The following is a 16,372-nucleotide window of genomic DNA, read 5'->3' on the forward strand; positions in this document are numbered from 1 at the left end:
CGATATTCCCACAGGCGTCATGTTCCGCTGTCACACTCCGGGGCCATGAATTCAGCCCTGCCCCCTGCCCCGGTCACGTTTGGTGAGGCTTTTCGTTTCTGGCTCAAACTCGGATTCATCAGCTTTGGCGGGCCTGCCGGCCAGATTGCGATCATGCACGCTGAGCTGGTAGAACGCCGCCGCTGGATCAGCGAAAACCGCTTTTTGCATGCGCTGAACTACTGCATGTTGCTGCCCGGGCCCGAGGCACAGCAACTGGCGACCTATATCGGCTGGCTCATGCACCGCACCTGGGGCGGCATTGTGGCGGGCACCCTGTTTGTGCTGCCTTCGCTGTTCATTCTGATCGCTCTGTCGTGGGTGTACTTGCGGTTTGGCGATGTGCCAGTGGTGGCCGGTATTTTCTATGGCATCAAGCCGGCGGTCACGGCATTGGTGCTGCACGCTGCGCACCGTATTGGTACACGGGCACTCAAAAACGGCTGGATGTGGGGCATTGCAGCCGCATCGTTCGTGGCGATTTTCGCGTTCCGCACGCCCTTCCCTGCCATCGTGCTGGCAGCCGGGCTGGTTGGCTACTTTGGCGCACAACGATGGCCCGCAGTGTTTGCCTTGGGCGGCGGCCATGCGGCCGCACACAAGGGCTATGGCCCTGCGCTGATTGACGACGACACCCCTACGCCAGAGCACGCCCGCTTCAAACGCAGCCACCTGGCCAGGGTGCTGGCGGCAGGCCTTGTGCTGTGGCTGGCGGCCATGGCGGTACTGGTGCTCACGCAGGGCTGGCAGGGCACGCTCACGCAGATGGGCTGGTTCTTCACCAAGGCCGCCCTGCTGACCTTTGGCGGCGCCTATGCCGTATTGCCCTATGTGTACCAGGGCGCCGTGGAGCACTACCAGTGGCTCAGCGGGGCGCAGATGATTGACGGCCTGGCGCTGGGCGAAACCACGCCCGGCCCGCTCATCATGGTGGTGGCATTTGTGGGTTTTGTGGGCGGCTGGCTGCAGCAGGTGTGGGGGCCGGATGCGCTGTTTGCAGGCGCCGCTGCGGCGGCCACAGTGGTGACCTTTGTGACATTCCTGCCCTCGTTCATCTTCATCCTGGCGGGCGGCCCATTGGTGGAGGCCACCCACGGCAAGCTGGGGTTCACCGCACCCCTCTCAGCCATCACTGCCGCCGTGGTGGGCGTGATCCTGAATTTGGCGCTGTTTTTTGCCTACCACCTGCTGTGGCCGCAGGGTTTTGGAGGGCGGTTTGATGCAGCATCTGCCGTGATCGCTCTGGGGGCCGCTTTTGCACTGTTCCGCTTCAAGCTCGGCGTGTTTCCGTTGCTGAGTGCCTGTGCCCTGGTGGGCCTGGCGGTGAAGCTTGCAACGCCCCACTTTGCCTGAGTCGATTTGCTCTGTTTTTTATAGCTACCAGCGCTTTAATTACAAGCGCTTGAAGCCCATTTGTCCCCGAACGGGCTTATTTGACCAACCCCAGCACATCCTTGAACACTGGGTGCTCGCAGGTGCCCAGCCATTCAAACGCCACCATCTCGGTGGTCACCAGTTCGGCGCCCGCGCCGGCCAGGCGATCAAATGCCGCGTCGCGGTTGCGTTCGGTGCGCGAGCCGCAGGCATCGGTCACCACCCACACTTCAAATTCGTCTTCCAGCAGGTCGAGCGCTGTCTGCAGCAGGCAGACATGGGCTTCGCAGCCAGCGATCACGATGGTGCCACGCTCGTCCCCCTGGCCCGCGGCGGGCTTTTGCAGGTGTTTGGGCAGGCTGCGTGCATTACCGCCCTGGGGCTTGGCCGGTGGGCGCAGCCATTCGCCCAGGCCTTCCTCGGCGGCGCTGAAGTGCATCTTGGCCAGGGTTTTCTCGCACAGGGCGCGCAGCGCGGCATCATTGGCGCCCAGGCGCGATGGGTTCTGCTCGGTGCCCCACACGGGCACCTCCAGCAAACGGGCGATCTCGGCCAGGCGGCGGGCGTTGGCCAGCACGGCGGGGCCTTCAAAGATGGCGGGCATCAGGCGCTCCTGGTAATCGACCAGGACGAGTTGGGATTCGGTGGCGTCAAGCAGCATGGTGTGATCGTCGGTATGTTCTGGGATGCGACCGCCGGGACCGGGGGCGCTGGGCAATAGCGCATTGTCGCAGCCCTGCGGCGCCCTTTTATGCCGCCAGCACCGTCCGCAGTGCAACGGCCAGCGGCTTGGCCATCTCAACCGCATTGCTGGGGTGTGGGATGCAGTCCGTGCTCCACACCTCGCCAACCCCTGCGTCGTGCAAAGCCTGCAGTGCGTCGCCCGCAAACAGCGCGTGGGTCACGGCCACATCCACCGAGGCGGCGCCCGCCTGACGCAGCAGTTGGGCCGCCAGCGCCAGCGTGCGCCCGGTGCTGGCCATGTCGTCCAGCAGCACCACGGCCCGGCCTTGGGCGTTGAGGGTGGGCAACTCCATGGCGACATCGCGGTCGCCGTGGCGCACCTTGGTGCACACGGCGTGGTCAAAGCCGTGGCGCGCAGCGGCCTGGGCGATCCATTGGGCGGATTCGCCGTCAGGCCCCACCAACAGTGCGTTCGGGCGGCGCTCGGCGATCAGGTCGGCCAGCGGCTCGGCGCCGCTGAGCACCATCGCCTGCGGCACGGCCACGGCCTGCTCCAGACGGTCGATGCGGTGCAGGTGCGGGTCCACCGTGATGACCGCGTCAAACAGCCCGGCCAGGAACCCGCCCACCACCTGCTGGCTGACGACCTCGCCGGGGTGGAAGGCAATATCCTGCCGCATATAGGCCAGGTACGGTGCCACCAGCGTGAGGTGCTGCACGCCCAGGCCGCGTGCCGTGCGGGCGGCCAGCAGCAACTCCACCAGTTTTTCGTTGGGCTGGTGCAGGCTGCGCAGCAGCACGGCATGGGGTGGCAAGCGGCCAGAGGCATCGACGGGCAGGCGCAGCTTGAGTTCCCCATCGGGGAAACGGTGGCGCTCCATGGCCAAGGCTGTCAGGCCCGCGGCCGATGCCAAGCGTTGGGCAGCAGCTTCCTCGTCCGCGAAATACAGCAGGCAAGCCCGGTCGGATGAAAAGATCTGAGCCATCGTCAAAACTCCACGTAAACGCGCGGCACTTCGTCGGCGGTGCCCAGGCGGTACCCGCTGCCCTGCTCGCAGGCGTGGCGCGCAAACTCCAGGTCGGCGGGGTAGCTGGCATGCACCCGGTACAGCACCTCGCCCGCCGCCACGGTGTCGCCCAATTTGTGCATCAGGTCCACCCCCGCACCCGACACCTTGGGAGCACCGGCCAGTCGGGCCACGCGGGCGATCTGGTAATTGTCAATGCTGGCCACCACGCCGCTGGCGGGGGCCACCACATCGAAGGTCAACAGGCCCAGCGCCGGATGGTTGTGGTCAAAACCCGTGCCGCCCTGGGCGGCAATGATGGCGTTCATGCGCGCAAGAGCCCGGCCGGAATCGAGGATGTCACGGGCAATCGCATAACCGTCGCCGCCGCGCACATCGGGGTCGCATTCAATAAGACGCCCGGCCAGGCGCAAGGATTTTTGCCGCAGGTCGTCAGGCGCACGCGGGTCGTTTTGCAACACACGCATCACATCGCGGGCCTCCAGCACCGGGCCCACACCTTTGCCCACAGGCTGGCGGCCATCGGTGATCACCACGTCGAGTGACAGGCCCATGCGCCGCGCCACATATTCAAAGAGGCGCCGCAGGCGCTGCGCATCCGGCATGGACCGCACCTTGGCCGTGGGGCCAATGGGGATGTCCAGCACCAGATGCGTGGCACCCGCCGCCACCTTTTTGGACAGAATTGACGCCACCATCTGCCCGGCCGAGTCGATGGACAAGGGCCGCTCCACCGAGATCAGCACATCATCGGCAGGCGACAGGTTGGCCGTGCCGCCCCAGGCCAGGCAACCCCGGTAGTCGCGCACGATGTCGGCCAGTTGCTCAAAAGGAAGCTCCACCTTGGCCAACACCTCCATGGTGTCGGCAGTGCCTGCGGGCGAGGTGATGGCGCGCGAGGAGGTCTTGGGGCACAACATGCCATGCGCGGCCACAATCGGCACCACCAGCATGGTGGTGCGGTTGCCCGGAATGCCGCCGATGCAGTGCTTGTCGACCACCAGCGGCTCATGCCAGTCCAGCCGTCGGCCGGTGGCGACCATGGCGTCGGTCAAAAAGAACACTTCTTCGCGGTCCAGCTCGTTGCGGTGGCAGGCCACCACAAAGGCCGTGAGTTCGATTTTGGAATAGCGGTGGTCGGCAATGTCGCGCACGATGGCGCCAAAGTCCTCGCGCGTGAGCCGCTCGCTGGCAATCTTGCGAAACAGCGCGCCCATGGACTCGGGCGGCTCGGCCTGAGCGACCGACACGGTGTGGCCGTTGTCCACGCCCAGCTGGGCAAACGCGTCTTCCGACAGTCCCAGCTCGTGGCAGCCCACGATGGCGGGATCGTCGACCACGTTCACGATGGCCAGAATGCGGCGGCCGTTGGCGCGCACCTCGACCTTGGACAGGGCCTGGAAGCCCTCGGCCCGGTATACGGCGCAATCGCGGTGCAGATAGGCTACGTTTTCGCGCCAGGTGTCGATCGCCACGCGGCGCAGGGCCAGCTGGGACCGGGGAGCCGCGTCTGCCGTGGCGGCGGGCACAGGTGGAGCTGAGGCGGGTAAGGGAGAAGAGGATGGCTCGGTATGCATCACGCCAGCCTATACCGAAAGTGCACGCAATGACCCCGGGAACTCCCCGCGCGGCGGCGTTTGCCGCGCAGATCTTTCATGCGACATGACCCAAGTCAAGACCGACGCGCTGTCTGCCCGCCGACCCCAAGCTGCGTTGAGCGGCCTCTCAGTTCGGCTGGAGCCGTAGCAACCGACCTTGCGGGCTGTCGGTCAGCATGTAGAGCAAGCCATCCGGCCCCTGTCGCACGTCGCGGATTCGCTCGCCATTGCCTTGGAGCCATTTTTCCTCGCGCTGCACCTTGCCACCGGCCAATTCCAGCCGGTGCAGCGTGCCCAATTTGAGTGAGCCCACAAACAGGCTCCCTTGCCAGGCGGCGCCATAACGTGTGCTGGTCAGGAACGCCATGCCCGACGGCGCAATCGAAGGCACCCAGTAGTGCAGTGGCTGCTCCATGCCCGCCTTGGCAGTACCTTCGCCCATCTTGCCGCCGCCGTAGTTCTCGCCATAGGTGATCACCGGCCAGCCGTAGTTGCGTCCGGGCTGGGGCAGATTGATCTCGTCGCCGCCCTGGGGGCCGTGTTCGTGCATCCACAGCTTGCCGTCTGGCCCCAGGGTGGCGCCCTGGGGATTGCGGTGGCCGTAGCTCCAGATTTCTGGCAAGGCACCGGGTTGCTTGGCAAATGGGTTGTCGGCTGGCACAGCTCCGTCGGGGGTGATGCGCACGATCTTGCCATGGTGGTTGTCCAGCTTTTGCGCATCGTCCTTGCGCACGTAGCGTTCGCCCAAAGCCAAAAACAGATGGCCGTCACCCGACTGCACGATACGGCAGCCAAAATGCAACCCGCTTTCCACCTTGGGGCGCTGGCTGAAAATGACCTTCACGTCCTGCAGGCTGCGCGCGTCGGGCGCAAGGGTCGCGCGTGCCAGCGCCGTGCTGTTGCCCGCCCCACCCCCCGCAGCTGCCGGCTCGGAAAAGCAGAAATAGATGCGGCGACTGCGCGCGAAGTCGGTGTCGGTCATCACATCCAGCAGCCCCCCCTGGCCGCCAGCGGCCACGGTAGGCACACCCGCCAATGCAGGGCTCACCTGGCCACTGGCGCTGACAACCCGCATACGCCCAGGGCGCTCGGTCACCAGAAACTGCCCGTCCGGCAAAAAGGCCAGTGCCCATGGATGAACGAGCCCCGTGGCCACAGGCACGAGCGATACCGGAGATGCCGCATTCTGGGCAACGCCTGGGCCACTGTATGAAAGCACTATCAAAACAGTAGCCACATGTGCTTTTCCAATCGGCGCCAGCAGCAGTTTTTGCATCAAACCCATGGCTCAAGGCTCCTGGAAAAAATGGGCGGTGTGAATGGTGTGCCACCCCATGCGGGCGGGCAACTTTGAGGCACCACGCACGCCCAAAACTATAGAGCGGCGCAGGGCGGAAGCTGATTTATCTCAATCAAATCAATGGCTTGCAAAATCGCTTATTTTTGATAATTAACCATACCGTGTTACCCTTCGCCCCCATGTCCAGATGGTTTTGTATCCTCCTCTTGGTCTGCGCCAGCTCCGCGCAGGCTGCGCCCCCAGCGGCAAATTCTGACGATATGGACCGTTTGCTCGCGGACAAAGGGCTTCTGAACCGGCTTGAGAACGTGAGCCACAAGATGGCCGACAAGGCCCAGACGGTGGCTGGCCGGGCCTCGGATCTCGTGGTCAATGCCATGGGTTTTCTGGGCGTCCCCTACAAACGGGGAGGCAACAGCGCAGAGACAGGCTTTGACTGCAGTGGCTTTGTTCGCGCCATGTACGAACAAACCGTAGGCCTGTTGCTGCCCCGTCGCGCTGACCAGCAAGCGGCAGCTACCCAGATCATCGACAAAAAAGAGCTTCAACCGGGCGATCTGGTGTTCTTCAACACCATGCGCCGCAATTTCAGCCATGTCGGGATTTACGTGGGTGACGGCAAGTTCATCCACTCTCCGCGCAGTGGCTCGGAAATCCGGGTGGAAGACATGGGCATCGCCTATTGGGCCCGTCGGTTCAATGGTGCACGCCGTGTCACCCCCACCGATGGCGTCGAGAGCGCCCAAGCCTCTGCACAGAACTGAATAGGCCGTTTGCTGACGGTAAGCGACCCCGGTTTGCGCGCAGCAGATCCGATCAAGGCTTGACTTGGTACACCGTCTCGGTGCTCCGGATCGGCCCGCCCACGACATTGACAGGCCCTGCAGCAGGGTCCTTCAAGAGTGCTTTCGCCGCCGTCATATCAGACTGGTAGCGGGCGCGGGCCTCTGATTCACATCCCTTGCGCTGCGCTGCAACCATGGCGCGACATTCTTCAAGACTGACCTTGAGCCCACCCCCCGCCTCGCGGATGGCGGACTGGTACCGCTGCTGAGGCGTGGTGTCAGGCATCGCCCCCCGCGCCAGCGAAGCGTCGTCGTTTTGCGCCATTGCGCTGGTGGGCAAGGCCAGCATGCTGCCCAAGGCCATTGCAACCGCCAGTTGCGCTCCAGAACGGGTCCATTGAATAGTGATCATGAAAGTGCCTTTCTCTTTGAGTGGGGAAGATGGCAATACGCGCGCCGTGCGGTGTGTCTTGGCGCCGTGGGCATTGCCACGTTTGTGGACAGGCCACTGTAGGCCCGCCAAACGCCACTGTGCCGACAGCAGGTGCCGCGCTACCATGTCAGACATTGCCCACAGGCTATCGCCATGACCCCTCCTCCCGCGCTACCCGTAGAGGCCCACATCCCACACGACAAGGGCTATCTGCGCCGCCTGCTGTCGGAGCGCAACCAGACACCGGCCAACGCGCCAGCCATTGACACGGCCATTGAGCAAGCCTTTGTGCGCCATGTGGCCATTCTGGTGCTGGACATGTGCGGCTTTTCACGCATCACCCAGCGGCACGGCATCATTCATTTTCTGGCAATGATTCATCAGATGGAACAGGCAGCCCGCCCTGCCATCCAGGGAAATGGCGGGGAAGTCATCAAACAGGAAGCCGACAACCTGTTCGCGGTATTCGCTTCACCGGAACAGGCCCTGGAGGCTGCGCTGGACACGCTGCGCGCACTGGAGGCCATGAACACGGTGCTGCCGCCTGAACGTGCCCTTCATGTGAGCGCGGGCATTGGCTTCGGTCCGACGCTCGTCATTGCGAGCGAAGACCTCTTCGGCCCCGAAATGAACTGCGCCTGCAAATTGGGTGAGGACATCGCGGGTGCCAATGAGATTCTGCTCACGGAAGCGGCCTACACCCGCCTGCCAGAAGGTCGATATGTCTGCGCAAGAACAGACCACCAGATCTCAGGTCTGGACCTGCATGCGTACCAGTTCGAACAATGCCTTTTCGACCGTCCGTTGCACCCTTTGGGCCGCACTTCTTCTGGCACCCCTACCAGTTCAGTGCGCTGACGGGGGGCGTTGTCTGACACCGCTTTGACCGATCTGTCGGTAAAGTACCTCCACCGTCTCAACCACACACCAAGGGAAAAAATGCTGTCACTTCTGGGAACGTTATTGATCGGTTTGGTGGTTGGACTGATTGCCCGCGCCATCAAACCCGGGGACGACAAACTGGGCTGGATCATGACCGCGCTGCTGGGTGTTGCGGGGTCGTTTCTGGCCAGCTATGTGGGCACGGCCATGGGCTGGTATGCACAAGGAGATTCAGCCGGATGGATCGCATCGGTGTTGGGTGCCACGGTTTTGCTGGTTTTGTACAGTCTCATCAAGGGCAAGTCCTGAGCCGCAAGCAGCCATAGCGCGTTGTGCGCACCTTGGCACACCCAACCCTCTCATGTACTCACACACACCATGCCCAGTTCTTTGCACATGGCCAATGGCGACCCGGACCTGACCGCAGCAGTGCAACGCGCACGCAAACTGCTGCATCGGCGTGCGCTGGTGGCGGCAGCGGCCAGCGTGGTGCCCGTGCCTGGCCTTGACTGGGCGGTGGATGCCGCCCTGCTCTCACGGCTGATTCCGCAGCTCAGTGCCGAGTTCGGCTTGTCTGCCGAGCAGATTGACCAGCTGGACCCGCAAAAACGCGAACAGGTACAAAAAGCAGCAGGGTTGGTCGGGTCGGTACTGATCGGCAAATTGATCACCCGCGAGCTGGTCATTCGTGCGACCCAGGCGGTGGGCCTGCGACTGACCACCCGCCAGATCGCCAAATATGTTCCGCTGGCGGGTCAGGCCGTTGCGGCCACCATGGGCTACGCCACGCTGCGCTACCTGGGCGAGCAGCATCTGCGCGACTGCATCCGGGTGGTGCAGGCGTCTCAGCTGAGGCTTCCGCACCCACCCACCCGTTCAGGGCCCCCGCGCTAAAGGGCCCGTGTGCGGCGGAGCACACTGACCGTTCCAAAGAAAGAAATAAAGAAAGAAAGGGCCTCCAGGGCCCATTCTTTATTGAGGATGTGACGACGCATCCATTCTGTTGTGATCAGCCTGCTGTGCAAACGAAATTGCTGGCATCTTCCATGCTGCCTGTTCCCTTGTACTTGGCGAACTGCGGATAGGGGCACAAAGGGCGCGTGCGCAGGGGGAAGTCAGCGCTGGTTGGCAGTGCCTTGGCGGCAATGCTCTGAGGGGCAACGCCTTTTTCAACCCAGTCCACCATGGTTTGTATCGAGTCGAAGTTGTCTGTGGCAGGCCCGCCCGAACAGTGGTTCATGCCCGGCACCAGGAAGGTGCGCGCAAAGTTTTGCGTGGCCGCCATACCGCCGTTGTTGGCGGCCAGACGCTCGTAGTAGTCAATGGTGTCAAACGCCGAGAAGATCGGGTCGGACATGCCGTGGATGAACAACAGCTTGCCGCCGCGCTGCCGGTAGGCCGCGAGTTTGTCGTCGGCATAGGTGTCGTAGATGGCCGAATACGCCGCCATGCGCGCTGGATCCGTGTCGAAATTGAAGGCCAACGGGTTGAACGAAAGGTCGGGGGGCGTAAAGAACTCGTTGATGAGGGCATCGACCATCAACGTGATGTAGCGCGCATCGGGTGTGGCGGTGGTCGAGTTGCCCAGCGTCCAGGTACGCCAACCGGGTGCGGCCAGCCCGGCATCCCAGGGTTGACCTGCGTACAGCGCCTTGCCGGCAGAGTTGCGGGGCCCTGCGAATACGCTCTTGAGCGCACCCGCCTGGACCGATGACAGGCAACTATCGGTTTTGCCGCCACTGCATTGCAGCGCCGCTGGGTCGAAGGCCTTGCAGGCGTTGATGTTCTGGGCCAGGCCATCCACCACGCCATCTGCGGCGTCACAGGTGGCATTGACGGCATTGGCCACCAGTTTCAGATCTGTGTTGCTGAAGGCCCGCGACAGGATGCGGTTGCCACTGGCATCCTGCGGCGCAATGGCGTTGAACTGGATGGTGTTCCACATCGCAGCCACCGTCGCGCCACTCGACACCCGCATGGCTGGGGCCCCCGCCGTGATGCCGTCAAAGTAGTCGGGGAACCGCTGTGAAAACACCATGCCCTGGCGTCCCCCGCCAGAGCAGCCCGAGAAGTACGAATAGTCGGGCTTGCGGCCGTAACGTGTATTGATGAGTGACTTGGAGGCCACAGCCGTCTTGTCGTAAGCGTTGTAGGCGTGGTCAAGGCGGGCCTGTGGGTCCGCTCCAAAGCTGGCGCTGGTGCCACTGTGGCCTGCATCGGTAGACACCACCGCAAAGCCTTGCGCCAGCGGCGAAGGGGTACCACCCGAGATGCTGGAGCTGAGCGAAGTATCGCGCAGGATGCCGTCATTGCCGCCACCCCCGATGAACAAGAAACGCCCGTTCCAACTGTCAGGCAGGCTCAACTGAAAGCCAATCGCGTAGTTTTTTCCATCCACACCCACGCGCGGATTGATGCTGCCAGCCACCACGCAGTGTCCCGGCAAAAATGTGCCGCTGGTGGCGCCGCCGGGGCGGCGGGTGTTGGCGGGAACGTAGTTCGTGGTCAACGTGGTGCCGTTCAGCGGGTTCTGGGTCGCCAGGTCCGTGCAGGCCGTCGACGGACTGGCGCTCTCTGTCACCAGCACGGCATTGCCGCCGCCGCAGGCACTGAGCGCCAAAGGTACCAGCAACGCGGCAGGCCACCATGCCCGACGATCAAGGTGTGGAAGGAGGGATGGTGATGCAATCGTGCGAACCATGGGCATAGCGATCTTTCCTGTTGTTGTGGGCTGTGGGTGATCCGTGGCGCGGCTCAGTCGGCTTTGAAGCCGGTGGCTGCCACAGCCTTGCCCCAGGTCACCGTGTCGGCGGCAATGACGCGGGCAAACTCCTCACGGCTTGTGCCCGTCACACGAAAGCCTGCCTCTTCGAGCCTCGTCTTGCCTTCTGGGGATTGCACGGCCTTCACAATGTCTGCCTGCAGGCGCGCCACGATCTCAGGGGGGGTCTTGCTTGGCGCCACGATGCCAAACCACGAGTTGAATTCGAGACTCGGATAGCCCTGCTCCTTGATGGTGGGCACATCGGGCAATGCATTCGATCGGGTTCCGCCCGTCGTGCCCAGCGCCACCAGCTTGCCCGCTTTCACGTTGGGCGCGGCCAGACCGACGCTGGCAAATACCCCCTGCACGTCGCCACTGAACAAGCCGCCCAGCGCATCGGTGGTATTTTTGTAGTGCACGGGTTCGGGTTTGAGCTTGACGGCCTCTCCAAACATGAAGGCACCAAAATGCCCTGGTGTCCCCGCACCAAAGGTGGCCAGGAACAGGCCCTTTTGCTGCTGTGTCCAGGTCACAAAATCCTTGACGTTGCGCGCGGGCACCTTTTGTGGGTTCACCAGCAGAGCAAAGTCGGCCGTCACCACCTGGCTGACGGGGGCGAAGTCTTTTTGTGGGTCATAGGGCAGCTTGTTGTAGCTGCTCGGTGCAATGCTGAGCTGACCCGTTTCGCCCAGCATCAGCGTATAGCCATCGGGAATGGCGCGCGCAGCCTCTGCGGCGGCAATCAGTCCGCCAGCGCCGGGCTTGTTGTCCACGATCACGCCCAGGTTGCCCCACCCTTCCGACAGCTTTTGGGCCAGCAGCCGCGCCACAATGTCTGGCCCTGTGCCCGCCGGGAAGCCGACGATGATGCGCACCGGCTTGTTCGGGTAGCCCGCAGTCTGCGCCAGTGCGCCAGACGCAGGCACAAGGCCTGCCACCACCGTGGCCGCAAGGCAGACGCTGCGCAGGGCGTGGCGACGAGAGAATCTGCGGGACTGGGTGCGTGTGAACGTGGAAAAAGAGGTCATGACAAGGTCTCCAGGGTGTTGTTGTGTGCTGTCGGTGATCAAAAAAAGCGGGAACAAGGTTGCGCGGCTACATCAGCTCCCAGAACCGCATGGCCACGGCGTCGGGAAACCGCGCCCCGGTGCCCGTGAACATGCGCTCGCCAATCCAGCGCAGGGCCGGCGACGCCGTCTCGAACTGCGGGCTGCAGCGAAAGTAAATCTGCGCCGGGTCGACCGGCTCGCCCCGCACCAGCCGGGCCATCAGCTCCGGCGGGCCAGAGCGCACCGCGCGGTTTTGCACATAGACGAGGTCACCACCGTCGGTCTCCAGCGTGTAGCGGGCGTCCAGCTCGGCGAGGGTTTCACTCACGATGAGCTGAAAATCGGCCCCACCCGGCAGCACTTTGGCCTGCCAGCCATCACCGGTGGCCTGGCCTCCGGTGATGGGAATCAGCCGGCGCAGGCCATGCGCCGTGCGGCCCACCTCCTGCGGTGCCCCCACTTCCACGCGCAGATCGGCAAAAAATCGCAAACGGGGTTCCGTCAGTGACACAGGTTCATTCATGGGTTCTGGCTTTCCGGTGATTCGCGAGGTCCGGCGAGCGCAAGGGTTGCGCCCACCAGCTGGTTTTGCTTGCACCTAGCGTAAATCCCGTGGTGCCTGACCCATGTCATCCCTGAAGATGACAACATGACCCGACACACCCGGCACCACACCCCATGAGGCACTGGCTCCCGGCAAGCACCTTGGGCCGTGGCGCAGCGCCCGCCCCCAACCTCACCGGCTCGGCCATGGGCGCCATGGTCCACCAGCTGGGTGACACCGGATTTGCCTGCGGCATGCTGCAAGAGCTGGCGCCCGTGCTGCCCGCCGCATCGTGGTCGGTGTATCGCACGGGGCGCCACTGCAAACCCACGCTGTTCATGTCGGCCAGCCACGGCATTCCCGACACCACGCAGGACTGCTGGTGGGCGTACCTGTCGGGGCCCTACCGCACCGACCGCACCTGGGGCGATGCGGCCACCGTCGCGCCCAGCACACGGCTGTGCCATCTCGCCGCCAGCGATGTGGGTGGCGAGCACCAAAGCCGCGTCTACGAGGCCCACGGCATGGCAGAGCGGGTGTCCATCGTGGAGCATGAAAACGATGGCTCGGTCTTTGCCGTCAACTTCTATCGCCACCAGCATCAAAGGCCGTTCCAGGATCGGCAGATCAGCGACTTCGAAGACATGGCGCCTGTGTTGCTGGCCCTGACGCGCAAGCACATTGCGTTGGCCCTGCGCCCTGGCGCGTTGCAGCCCACCCTGCCGGCAACGACGTTCGCAGAGCAACCACAGCGGTCCCACAGCCTGCCCGCCCTGCGTGAGCGACTGCTGCGCGCCCATCACGGCCTGACCGAGCGCGAGCTGGACGTGTGCGCCCGCCTTCTGCAGGGCATGACCCAGGAGGGCATTGCCTGCGACCTGGGTTTGAGTCTGCCCACCGTCAAGACCTACCGCAACCGCGCCTTTGGCCGCCTGGGTATTCACTTTCGCAACGAACTGTTTGCACTGGCGCTGGGCACGCAACGCAGCGCATAGCCCAAATGCGCACTGCGCGTGGGCACAATGCCAGCCCATGTCCAGCCCATCTTTGCCACCCGCCCCCCCACGCCCTCGGCGGGCCGCGCCCGCGTGGTGGCGCAATGGGCACAGGCACTGCGCAACCAGGCGGGCAGCGCGGCCTTGCAGCAACTGCCTCCGCTGAGCGACGCTGAGGCCGCACAGGTGATGGCCCAGTTGCGGGGCGAAAGCGGCGCCATGGGATTAACCACCCAAGACTCGGTGCCAGATCTGCCTGAGGGCATCACCTCTGCGCAGTTTCGCCCCCGCATCACCCTCATGACGCTGGGCCGGGGCGACGGCCTGCTGGGCCTGCAGCCGCAGGGCAAACTGGGACCGCGCGGCGACAGCGTGACGCTGGCACAAATCGACTGGACGTATCGCACCGACGATGGCGCCACCTGGCAGACGCCCGCCCCCACGTCCATCCTCAACGCCCGCCCTGCCCCGGTGCAAGACCTGTTTGACACCGGCGGCCCCGTGGTGCGCATGCAGCGCAACCTGGCGGCTGAATCCGACGCCATGGACCGCGTGTGGGACCTGGGCCTCATTCCTGTGGATGCGAACAAGCTGCAATGGCGCCACCGCGCCGCTGCCACCCCGCTGGGGCCCGTGTGGACGCTGGCGCAGGAGGCGCATTTTGGCGACTTCTGGGCCGAGCAAATCCCTCGGTTGCGCGCCGAGGGCTGGAGCGTGGTGGTGCACCCCGGCTTTGCGCACGAAAGCGTACCCGTACAGCGCTGGAAGCTGCTGATCGCCCCCGACACCGGTGAGCTGCTGGGCAAGGAAGTAGACGGCCCACTGGCCCTGCGCGAACGCCCCGTGCAAAAGCTCATGCTGCCCGAGCGCGAAGGCGCCTGGTTGCTCAGCCTGGGCATCGAGATCGACGGTGAAACGCTGGATCTCGCCCCCATGCTGGCCGACCTGCTGCGCCGCGACGCGCGCTGGCTCAACGCCCGGCAGATGGCGGCCATTGACGACATCGCCATCATTTCGCTGCGCGCACCTGGGGGTAAACGCATCGACGCGCCCGCTGGCCCGCTCAAGGCCATCGTGGGCGCCATGGTGGACCTGCTGACCGACCCGACAAGGAATCAGCGCAAGGATGGCGACCCCCTGCACCTGGGCGCCTGGGAAGCCCGCCGCATCGAGGCCCTGCGCGCCGGGCTGGTGCAGGCCCACCGCGTGGGCACGGTCAACGGCTGGAACAACGACTGGCAATTGCAAGGCGACATTGGCTTGGCCCAGCTGACCAAACGCCTCAAATCCATCGGCGCCCTGCAACCCGTGGCGGCGCCACAAGGACTGCAGGTGCAGCTGCGCACCTACCAGCTCGAAGGCCTGGCTTGGTTGCAATACCTGCGCGCCCAAGGCCTGGGCGGCATCCTGGCCGACGACATGGGCCTGGGCAAGACCGCGCAGGCGCTGGCCCATGTGCTGGTTGAAAAAGAAGCCGGGCGGCTGACGCGCCCCGCATTGGTCGTGCTGCCCACCTCGCTGCTGTTCAACTGGCAGGCCGAGGCCGCGCGCATGGCGCCCGACCTGCGCGTGCTGGCCTTGCACGGGCCTGACCGGGGCCAGCGCTACCTGCACATTGCCGACCATGACCTGGTGCTGACCACCTACCCCCTGCTGTGGCGCGACGTGGAAGCGCTGGCCGCACAGCCTTTTCACCTGCTGATCCTGGACGAAGCGCAGATGGTGAAAAACGCGGGCAGCCGCAGCGCCCGCGCCCTGCGCAAGCTGCAGGCGCCCCACCTGCTGTGCCTGACGGGCACGCCGCTAGAAAACCACCTGGGCGAGCTGTGGGCTCAGTTTGACTTTTTGATGCCCGGCTTTCTGGGCGATGTGCGCAGCTTCAACGCCCGCTGGCGCAAGCCCATCGAGGAAAACGGTGAAACCCTGCGCGCGCAGCTGCTGTCCCAGCGCGTGCGCCCCTTCATCCTGCGCCGCCGCAAGCAGGACGTGGCCACCGAGCTGCCGCCGCGCACCGAAGTCATTCAGCGCGTGCAGCTGCAAGGCAAACAGCGTGAGCTGTACGAGGCCGTGCGCACCACCGCCGACAAACAGGTGCGCCGCGCGCTGGAGCGTCAGAGCTTTGACGGCGCGCAGATCACCATTCTGGATGCACTGCTGAAGCTGCGCCAAGTGTGTTGTGACCCACGCTTGGTAAAGGGCACCACAAAGACCGCTCTGACGATGGAGCGCGCCAAGCTCGAACTGCTGGCCGACATGCTGCCCGCACTGGTCGATGAAGGCCGCCGCGTGCTGGTGTTCTCGCAGTTCACCGAAATGCTGGGCCTGGCGGCCGAGCTGCTCGACACCCTGGCCCTGCCCTACCTCACCCTCACGGGCCAGACGCCTCCCCGCCAGCGCGGCGCGGTGGTGCGGCAGTTTCAGGCGAAGGACGAGGCCAGCGCGCCCATCCTGCTGGTGAGCCTCAAGGCCGGGGGCCTGGGCTTGAACCTCACCGCTGCCGACACCGTGATCCACCTCGACCCGTGGTGGAACCCCGCCGTGGAAGAGCAAGCCACCGCCCGCGCGCACCGCATCGGGCAAGACCAGCCCGTGTTTGTCTACAAACTGGTGGTGGAAGGCAGCATCGAAGAACGCATGCTGGAGCTGCAGGCCCGCAAGGCGGCGCTGGCCCAGGGTGTGCTGGGCCACGACGCCGAGGGTGCGGTCAAATTCAGCGAGGCCGACCTGCACGCGCTGCTGGCGCCGCTGGCCGAACCGGCCAACAACCCGCTGGGCATTCCGGGCGAAGACGCGCTGCGCTGGGGCGGCACGGGCAAACGCAGGCCCCGCCCGTTGCAGCCACCAGAAATGTGAGTGTTTTTGGCCTCTGGTGCTTGTCTGTTAAGCACTAGTAGCTA

15 protein-coding genes are annotated in these 16,372 nt (G+C 64.4%); 7 read left to right on the forward strand and 8 right to left on the reverse strand.

Annotation, left to right across the window (positions count from 1 at the left end):
• Positions 1-45 precede the first annotated feature (45 nt).
• Positions 46-1,392 (forward strand): chromate efflux transporter, encoded by a 1,347-nt coding sequence (chrA, locus tag CLU85_RS11950; protein WP_100410456.1) that lies wholly within the window; start codon positions 46-48, stop codon positions 1,390-1,392.
• 76 nt (positions 1,393-1,468) lie between these two features.
• On the opposite strand, the gene CLU85_RS11955 is transcribed toward chrA, so the two are convergent.
• The 4 genes from CLU85_RS11955 to CLU85_RS11970 form a co-directional block, all read right to left on the reverse strand.
• On the reverse strand, positions 1,469-2,074 hold the full coding sequence (locus CLU85_RS11955) for an isochorismatase family protein (protein ID WP_100410457.1): 606 nt from the start codon (positions 2,072-2,074) through the stop codon (positions 1,469-1,471).
• 88 nt (positions 2,075-2,162) lie between these two features.
• Positions 2,163-3,083, reverse strand: coding sequence for a ribose-phosphate diphosphokinase (locus CLU85_RS11960; protein WP_100410458.1), 921 nt, complete (start codon positions 3,081-3,083; stop codon positions 2,163-2,165).
• A gap of 2 nt (positions 3,084-3,085) precedes the next feature.
• Positions 3,086-4,615: a thymidine phosphorylase family protein gene (locus tag CLU85_RS11965; RefSeq protein WP_100412506.1), complete on the reverse strand. Its 1,530-nt coding sequence runs from the start codon at positions 4,613-4,615 to the stop codon at positions 3,086-3,088.
• Positions 4,616-4,850: 235 nt separating this feature from the next.
• Positions 4,851-6,008, reverse strand: coding sequence for a PQQ-dependent sugar dehydrogenase (locus CLU85_RS11970; protein ID WP_232727803.1), 1,158 nt, complete (start codon positions 6,006-6,008; stop codon positions 4,851-4,853).
• Positions 6,009-6,202: 194 nt separating this feature from the next.
• Between CLU85_RS11970 and CLU85_RS11975 the strand changes: the two genes are divergently transcribed.
• A complete protein-coding gene (locus CLU85_RS11975) occupies positions 6,203-6,787 on the forward strand; it encodes a C40 family peptidase (RefSeq protein WP_100410459.1) in 585 nt (194 codons plus the stop codon).
• Positions 6,788-6,839: 52 nt separating this feature from the next.
• Here the strand turns inward: CLU85_RS11975 and CLU85_RS11980 are convergent, their stop codons facing one another.
• Positions 6,840-7,220 carry a hypothetical protein gene (locus tag CLU85_RS11980; protein WP_100412508.1) on the reverse strand — a complete coding sequence of 127 codons (381 nt, stop codon included), beginning with the start codon at positions 7,218-7,220 and terminating at the stop codon, positions 6,840-6,842.
• 174 nt (positions 7,221-7,394) lie between these two features.
• On the opposite strand from CLU85_RS11980, the gene CLU85_RS11985 reads away from it, so the two are divergent.
• The 3 genes from CLU85_RS11985 to CLU85_RS11995 all read left to right on the forward strand — a co-directional run bounded on the left by CLU85_RS11985 (position 7,395) and on the right by CLU85_RS11995 (position 9,017).
• Positions 7,395-8,099, forward strand: a complete 705-nt coding sequence (locus CLU85_RS11985; protein WP_100410460.1) for an adenylate/guanylate cyclase domain-containing protein — start codon at positions 7,395-7,397, stop codon at positions 8,097-8,099.
• Between the two features lie 81 nt (positions 8,100-8,180).
• The gene (locus CLU85_RS11990; RefSeq protein ID WP_100410461.1) at positions 8,181-8,432 is read left to right on the forward strand and encodes a GlsB/YeaQ/YmgE family stress response membrane protein; all 252 of its coding nucleotides are present in this window, start codon (positions 8,181-8,183) and stop codon (positions 8,430-8,432) included.
• Positions 8,433-8,501: 69 nt separating this feature from the next.
• Positions 8,502-9,017 carry a hypothetical protein gene (locus CLU85_RS11995; protein ID WP_100410462.1) on the forward strand — a complete coding sequence of 172 codons (516 nt, stop codon included), beginning with the start codon at positions 8,502-8,504 and terminating at the stop codon, positions 9,015-9,017.
• A 115-nt stretch (positions 9,018-9,132) separates the two neighbouring features.
• Here CLU85_RS11995 and CLU85_RS12000 read toward each other — a convergent pair whose 3' ends face one another.
• The 3 genes from CLU85_RS12000 to CLU85_RS12010 all read right to left on the reverse strand — a co-directional run bounded on the left by CLU85_RS12000 (position 9,133) and on the right by CLU85_RS12010 (position 12,459).
• Positions 9,133-10,830, reverse strand: coding sequence for a DUF6351 family protein (locus CLU85_RS12000; RefSeq protein WP_232727804.1), 1,698 nt, complete (start codon positions 10,828-10,830; stop codon positions 9,133-9,135).
• A 47-nt stretch (positions 10,831-10,877) separates the two neighbouring features.
• Positions 10,878-11,915 (reverse strand): tripartite tricarboxylate transporter substrate binding protein, encoded by a 1,038-nt coding sequence (locus tag CLU85_RS12005; RefSeq protein ID WP_232727805.1) that lies wholly within the window; start codon positions 11,913-11,915, stop codon positions 10,878-10,880.
• Positions 11,916-11,982: 67 nt separating this feature from the next.
• The gene (locus CLU85_RS12010) at positions 11,983-12,459 is read right to left on the reverse strand and encodes a DUF3237 domain-containing protein (RefSeq protein WP_100410463.1); all 477 of its coding nucleotides are present in this window, start codon (positions 12,457-12,459) and stop codon (positions 11,983-11,985) included.
• A gap of 155 nt (positions 12,460-12,614) precedes the next feature.
• Here CLU85_RS12010 and CLU85_RS12015 point away from each other — a divergent pair, with 155 nt between their 5' ends.
• Together CLU85_RS12015 and CLU85_RS12020 are read left to right on the forward strand one after the other, a co-directional pair.
• Positions 12,615-13,475: a helix-turn-helix transcriptional regulator gene (locus CLU85_RS12015; RefSeq protein WP_198509179.1), complete on the forward strand. Its 861-nt coding sequence runs from the start codon at positions 12,615-12,617 to the stop codon at positions 13,473-13,475.
• Positions 13,476-13,502: 27 nt separating this feature from the next.
• Positions 13,503-16,328 (forward strand): DEAD/DEAH box helicase, encoded by a 2,826-nt coding sequence (locus CLU85_RS12020; protein ID WP_100410464.1) that lies wholly within the window; start codon positions 13,503-13,505, stop codon positions 16,326-16,328.
• The last annotated feature ends 44 nt before the right edge of the window (positions 16,329-16,372 follow it).

The sequence above is a fragment of the Acidovorax sp. 69 genome (genome assembly GCF_002797445.1).
Taxonomy (GTDB): Bacteria; Pseudomonadota; Gammaproteobacteria; order Burkholderiales; family Burkholderiaceae_C; genus Acidovorax.

What these genes read in the sequence shown, in the direction of transcription:
- chrA (WP_100410456.1), top strand. Translation starts at nt 46, where the DNA reads ATGAATTCAGCCCTGCCCCCTGCCCCGGTCACGTTTGGTGAGGCTTTT.
- CLU85_RS11955 (WP_100410457.1), bottom strand. Translation starts at nt 2,074, where the DNA reads ATGCTGCTTGACGCCACCGAATCCCAACTCGTCCTGGTCGATTACCAG.
- CLU85_RS11960 (WP_100410458.1), bottom strand. Translation starts at nt 3,083, where the DNA reads ATGGCTCAGATCTTTTCATCCGACCGGGCTTGCCTGCTGTATTTCGCG.
- CLU85_RS11970 (WP_232727803.1), bottom strand. Translation starts at nt 6,008, where the DNA reads ATGGGTTTGATGCAAAAACTGCTGCTGGCGCCGATTGGAAAAGCACAT.
- CLU85_RS11975 (WP_100410459.1), top strand. Translation starts at nt 6,203, where the DNA reads ATGTCCAGATGGTTTTGTATCCTCCTCTTGGTCTGCGCCAGCTCCGCG.
- CLU85_RS11980 (WP_100412508.1), bottom strand. Translation starts at nt 7,220, where the DNA reads ATGATCACTATTCAATGGACCCGTTCTGGAGCGCAACTGGCGGTTGCA.
- CLU85_RS11985 (WP_100410460.1), top strand. Translation starts at nt 7,395, where the DNA reads ATGACCCCTCCTCCCGCGCTACCCGTAGAGGCCCACATCCCACACGAC.
- CLU85_RS11990 (WP_100410461.1), top strand. Translation starts at nt 8,181, where the DNA reads ATGCTGTCACTTCTGGGAACGTTATTGATCGGTTTGGTGGTTGGACTG.
- CLU85_RS11995 (WP_100410462.1), top strand. Translation starts at nt 8,502, where the DNA reads ATGCCCAGTTCTTTGCACATGGCCAATGGCGACCCGGACCTGACCGCA.
- CLU85_RS12000 (WP_232727804.1), bottom strand. Translation starts at nt 10,830, where the DNA reads ATGCCCATGGTTCGCACGATTGCATCACCATCCCTCCTTCCACACCTT.
- CLU85_RS12005 (WP_232727805.1), bottom strand. Translation starts at nt 11,915, where the DNA reads ATGACCTCTTTTTCCACGTTCACACGCACCCAGTCCCGCAGATTCTCT.
- CLU85_RS12010 (WP_100410463.1), bottom strand. Translation starts at nt 12,459, where the DNA reads ATGAATGAACCTGTGTCACTGACGGAACCCCGTTTGCGATTTTTTGCC.
- CLU85_RS12015 (WP_198509179.1), top strand. Translation starts at nt 12,615, where the DNA reads ATGAGGCACTGGCTCCCGGCAAGCACCTTGGGCCGTGGCGCAGCGCCC.
- CLU85_RS12020 (WP_100410464.1), top strand. Translation starts at nt 13,503, where the DNA reads ATGCCAGCCCATGTCCAGCCCATCTTTGCCACCCGCCCCCCCACGCCC.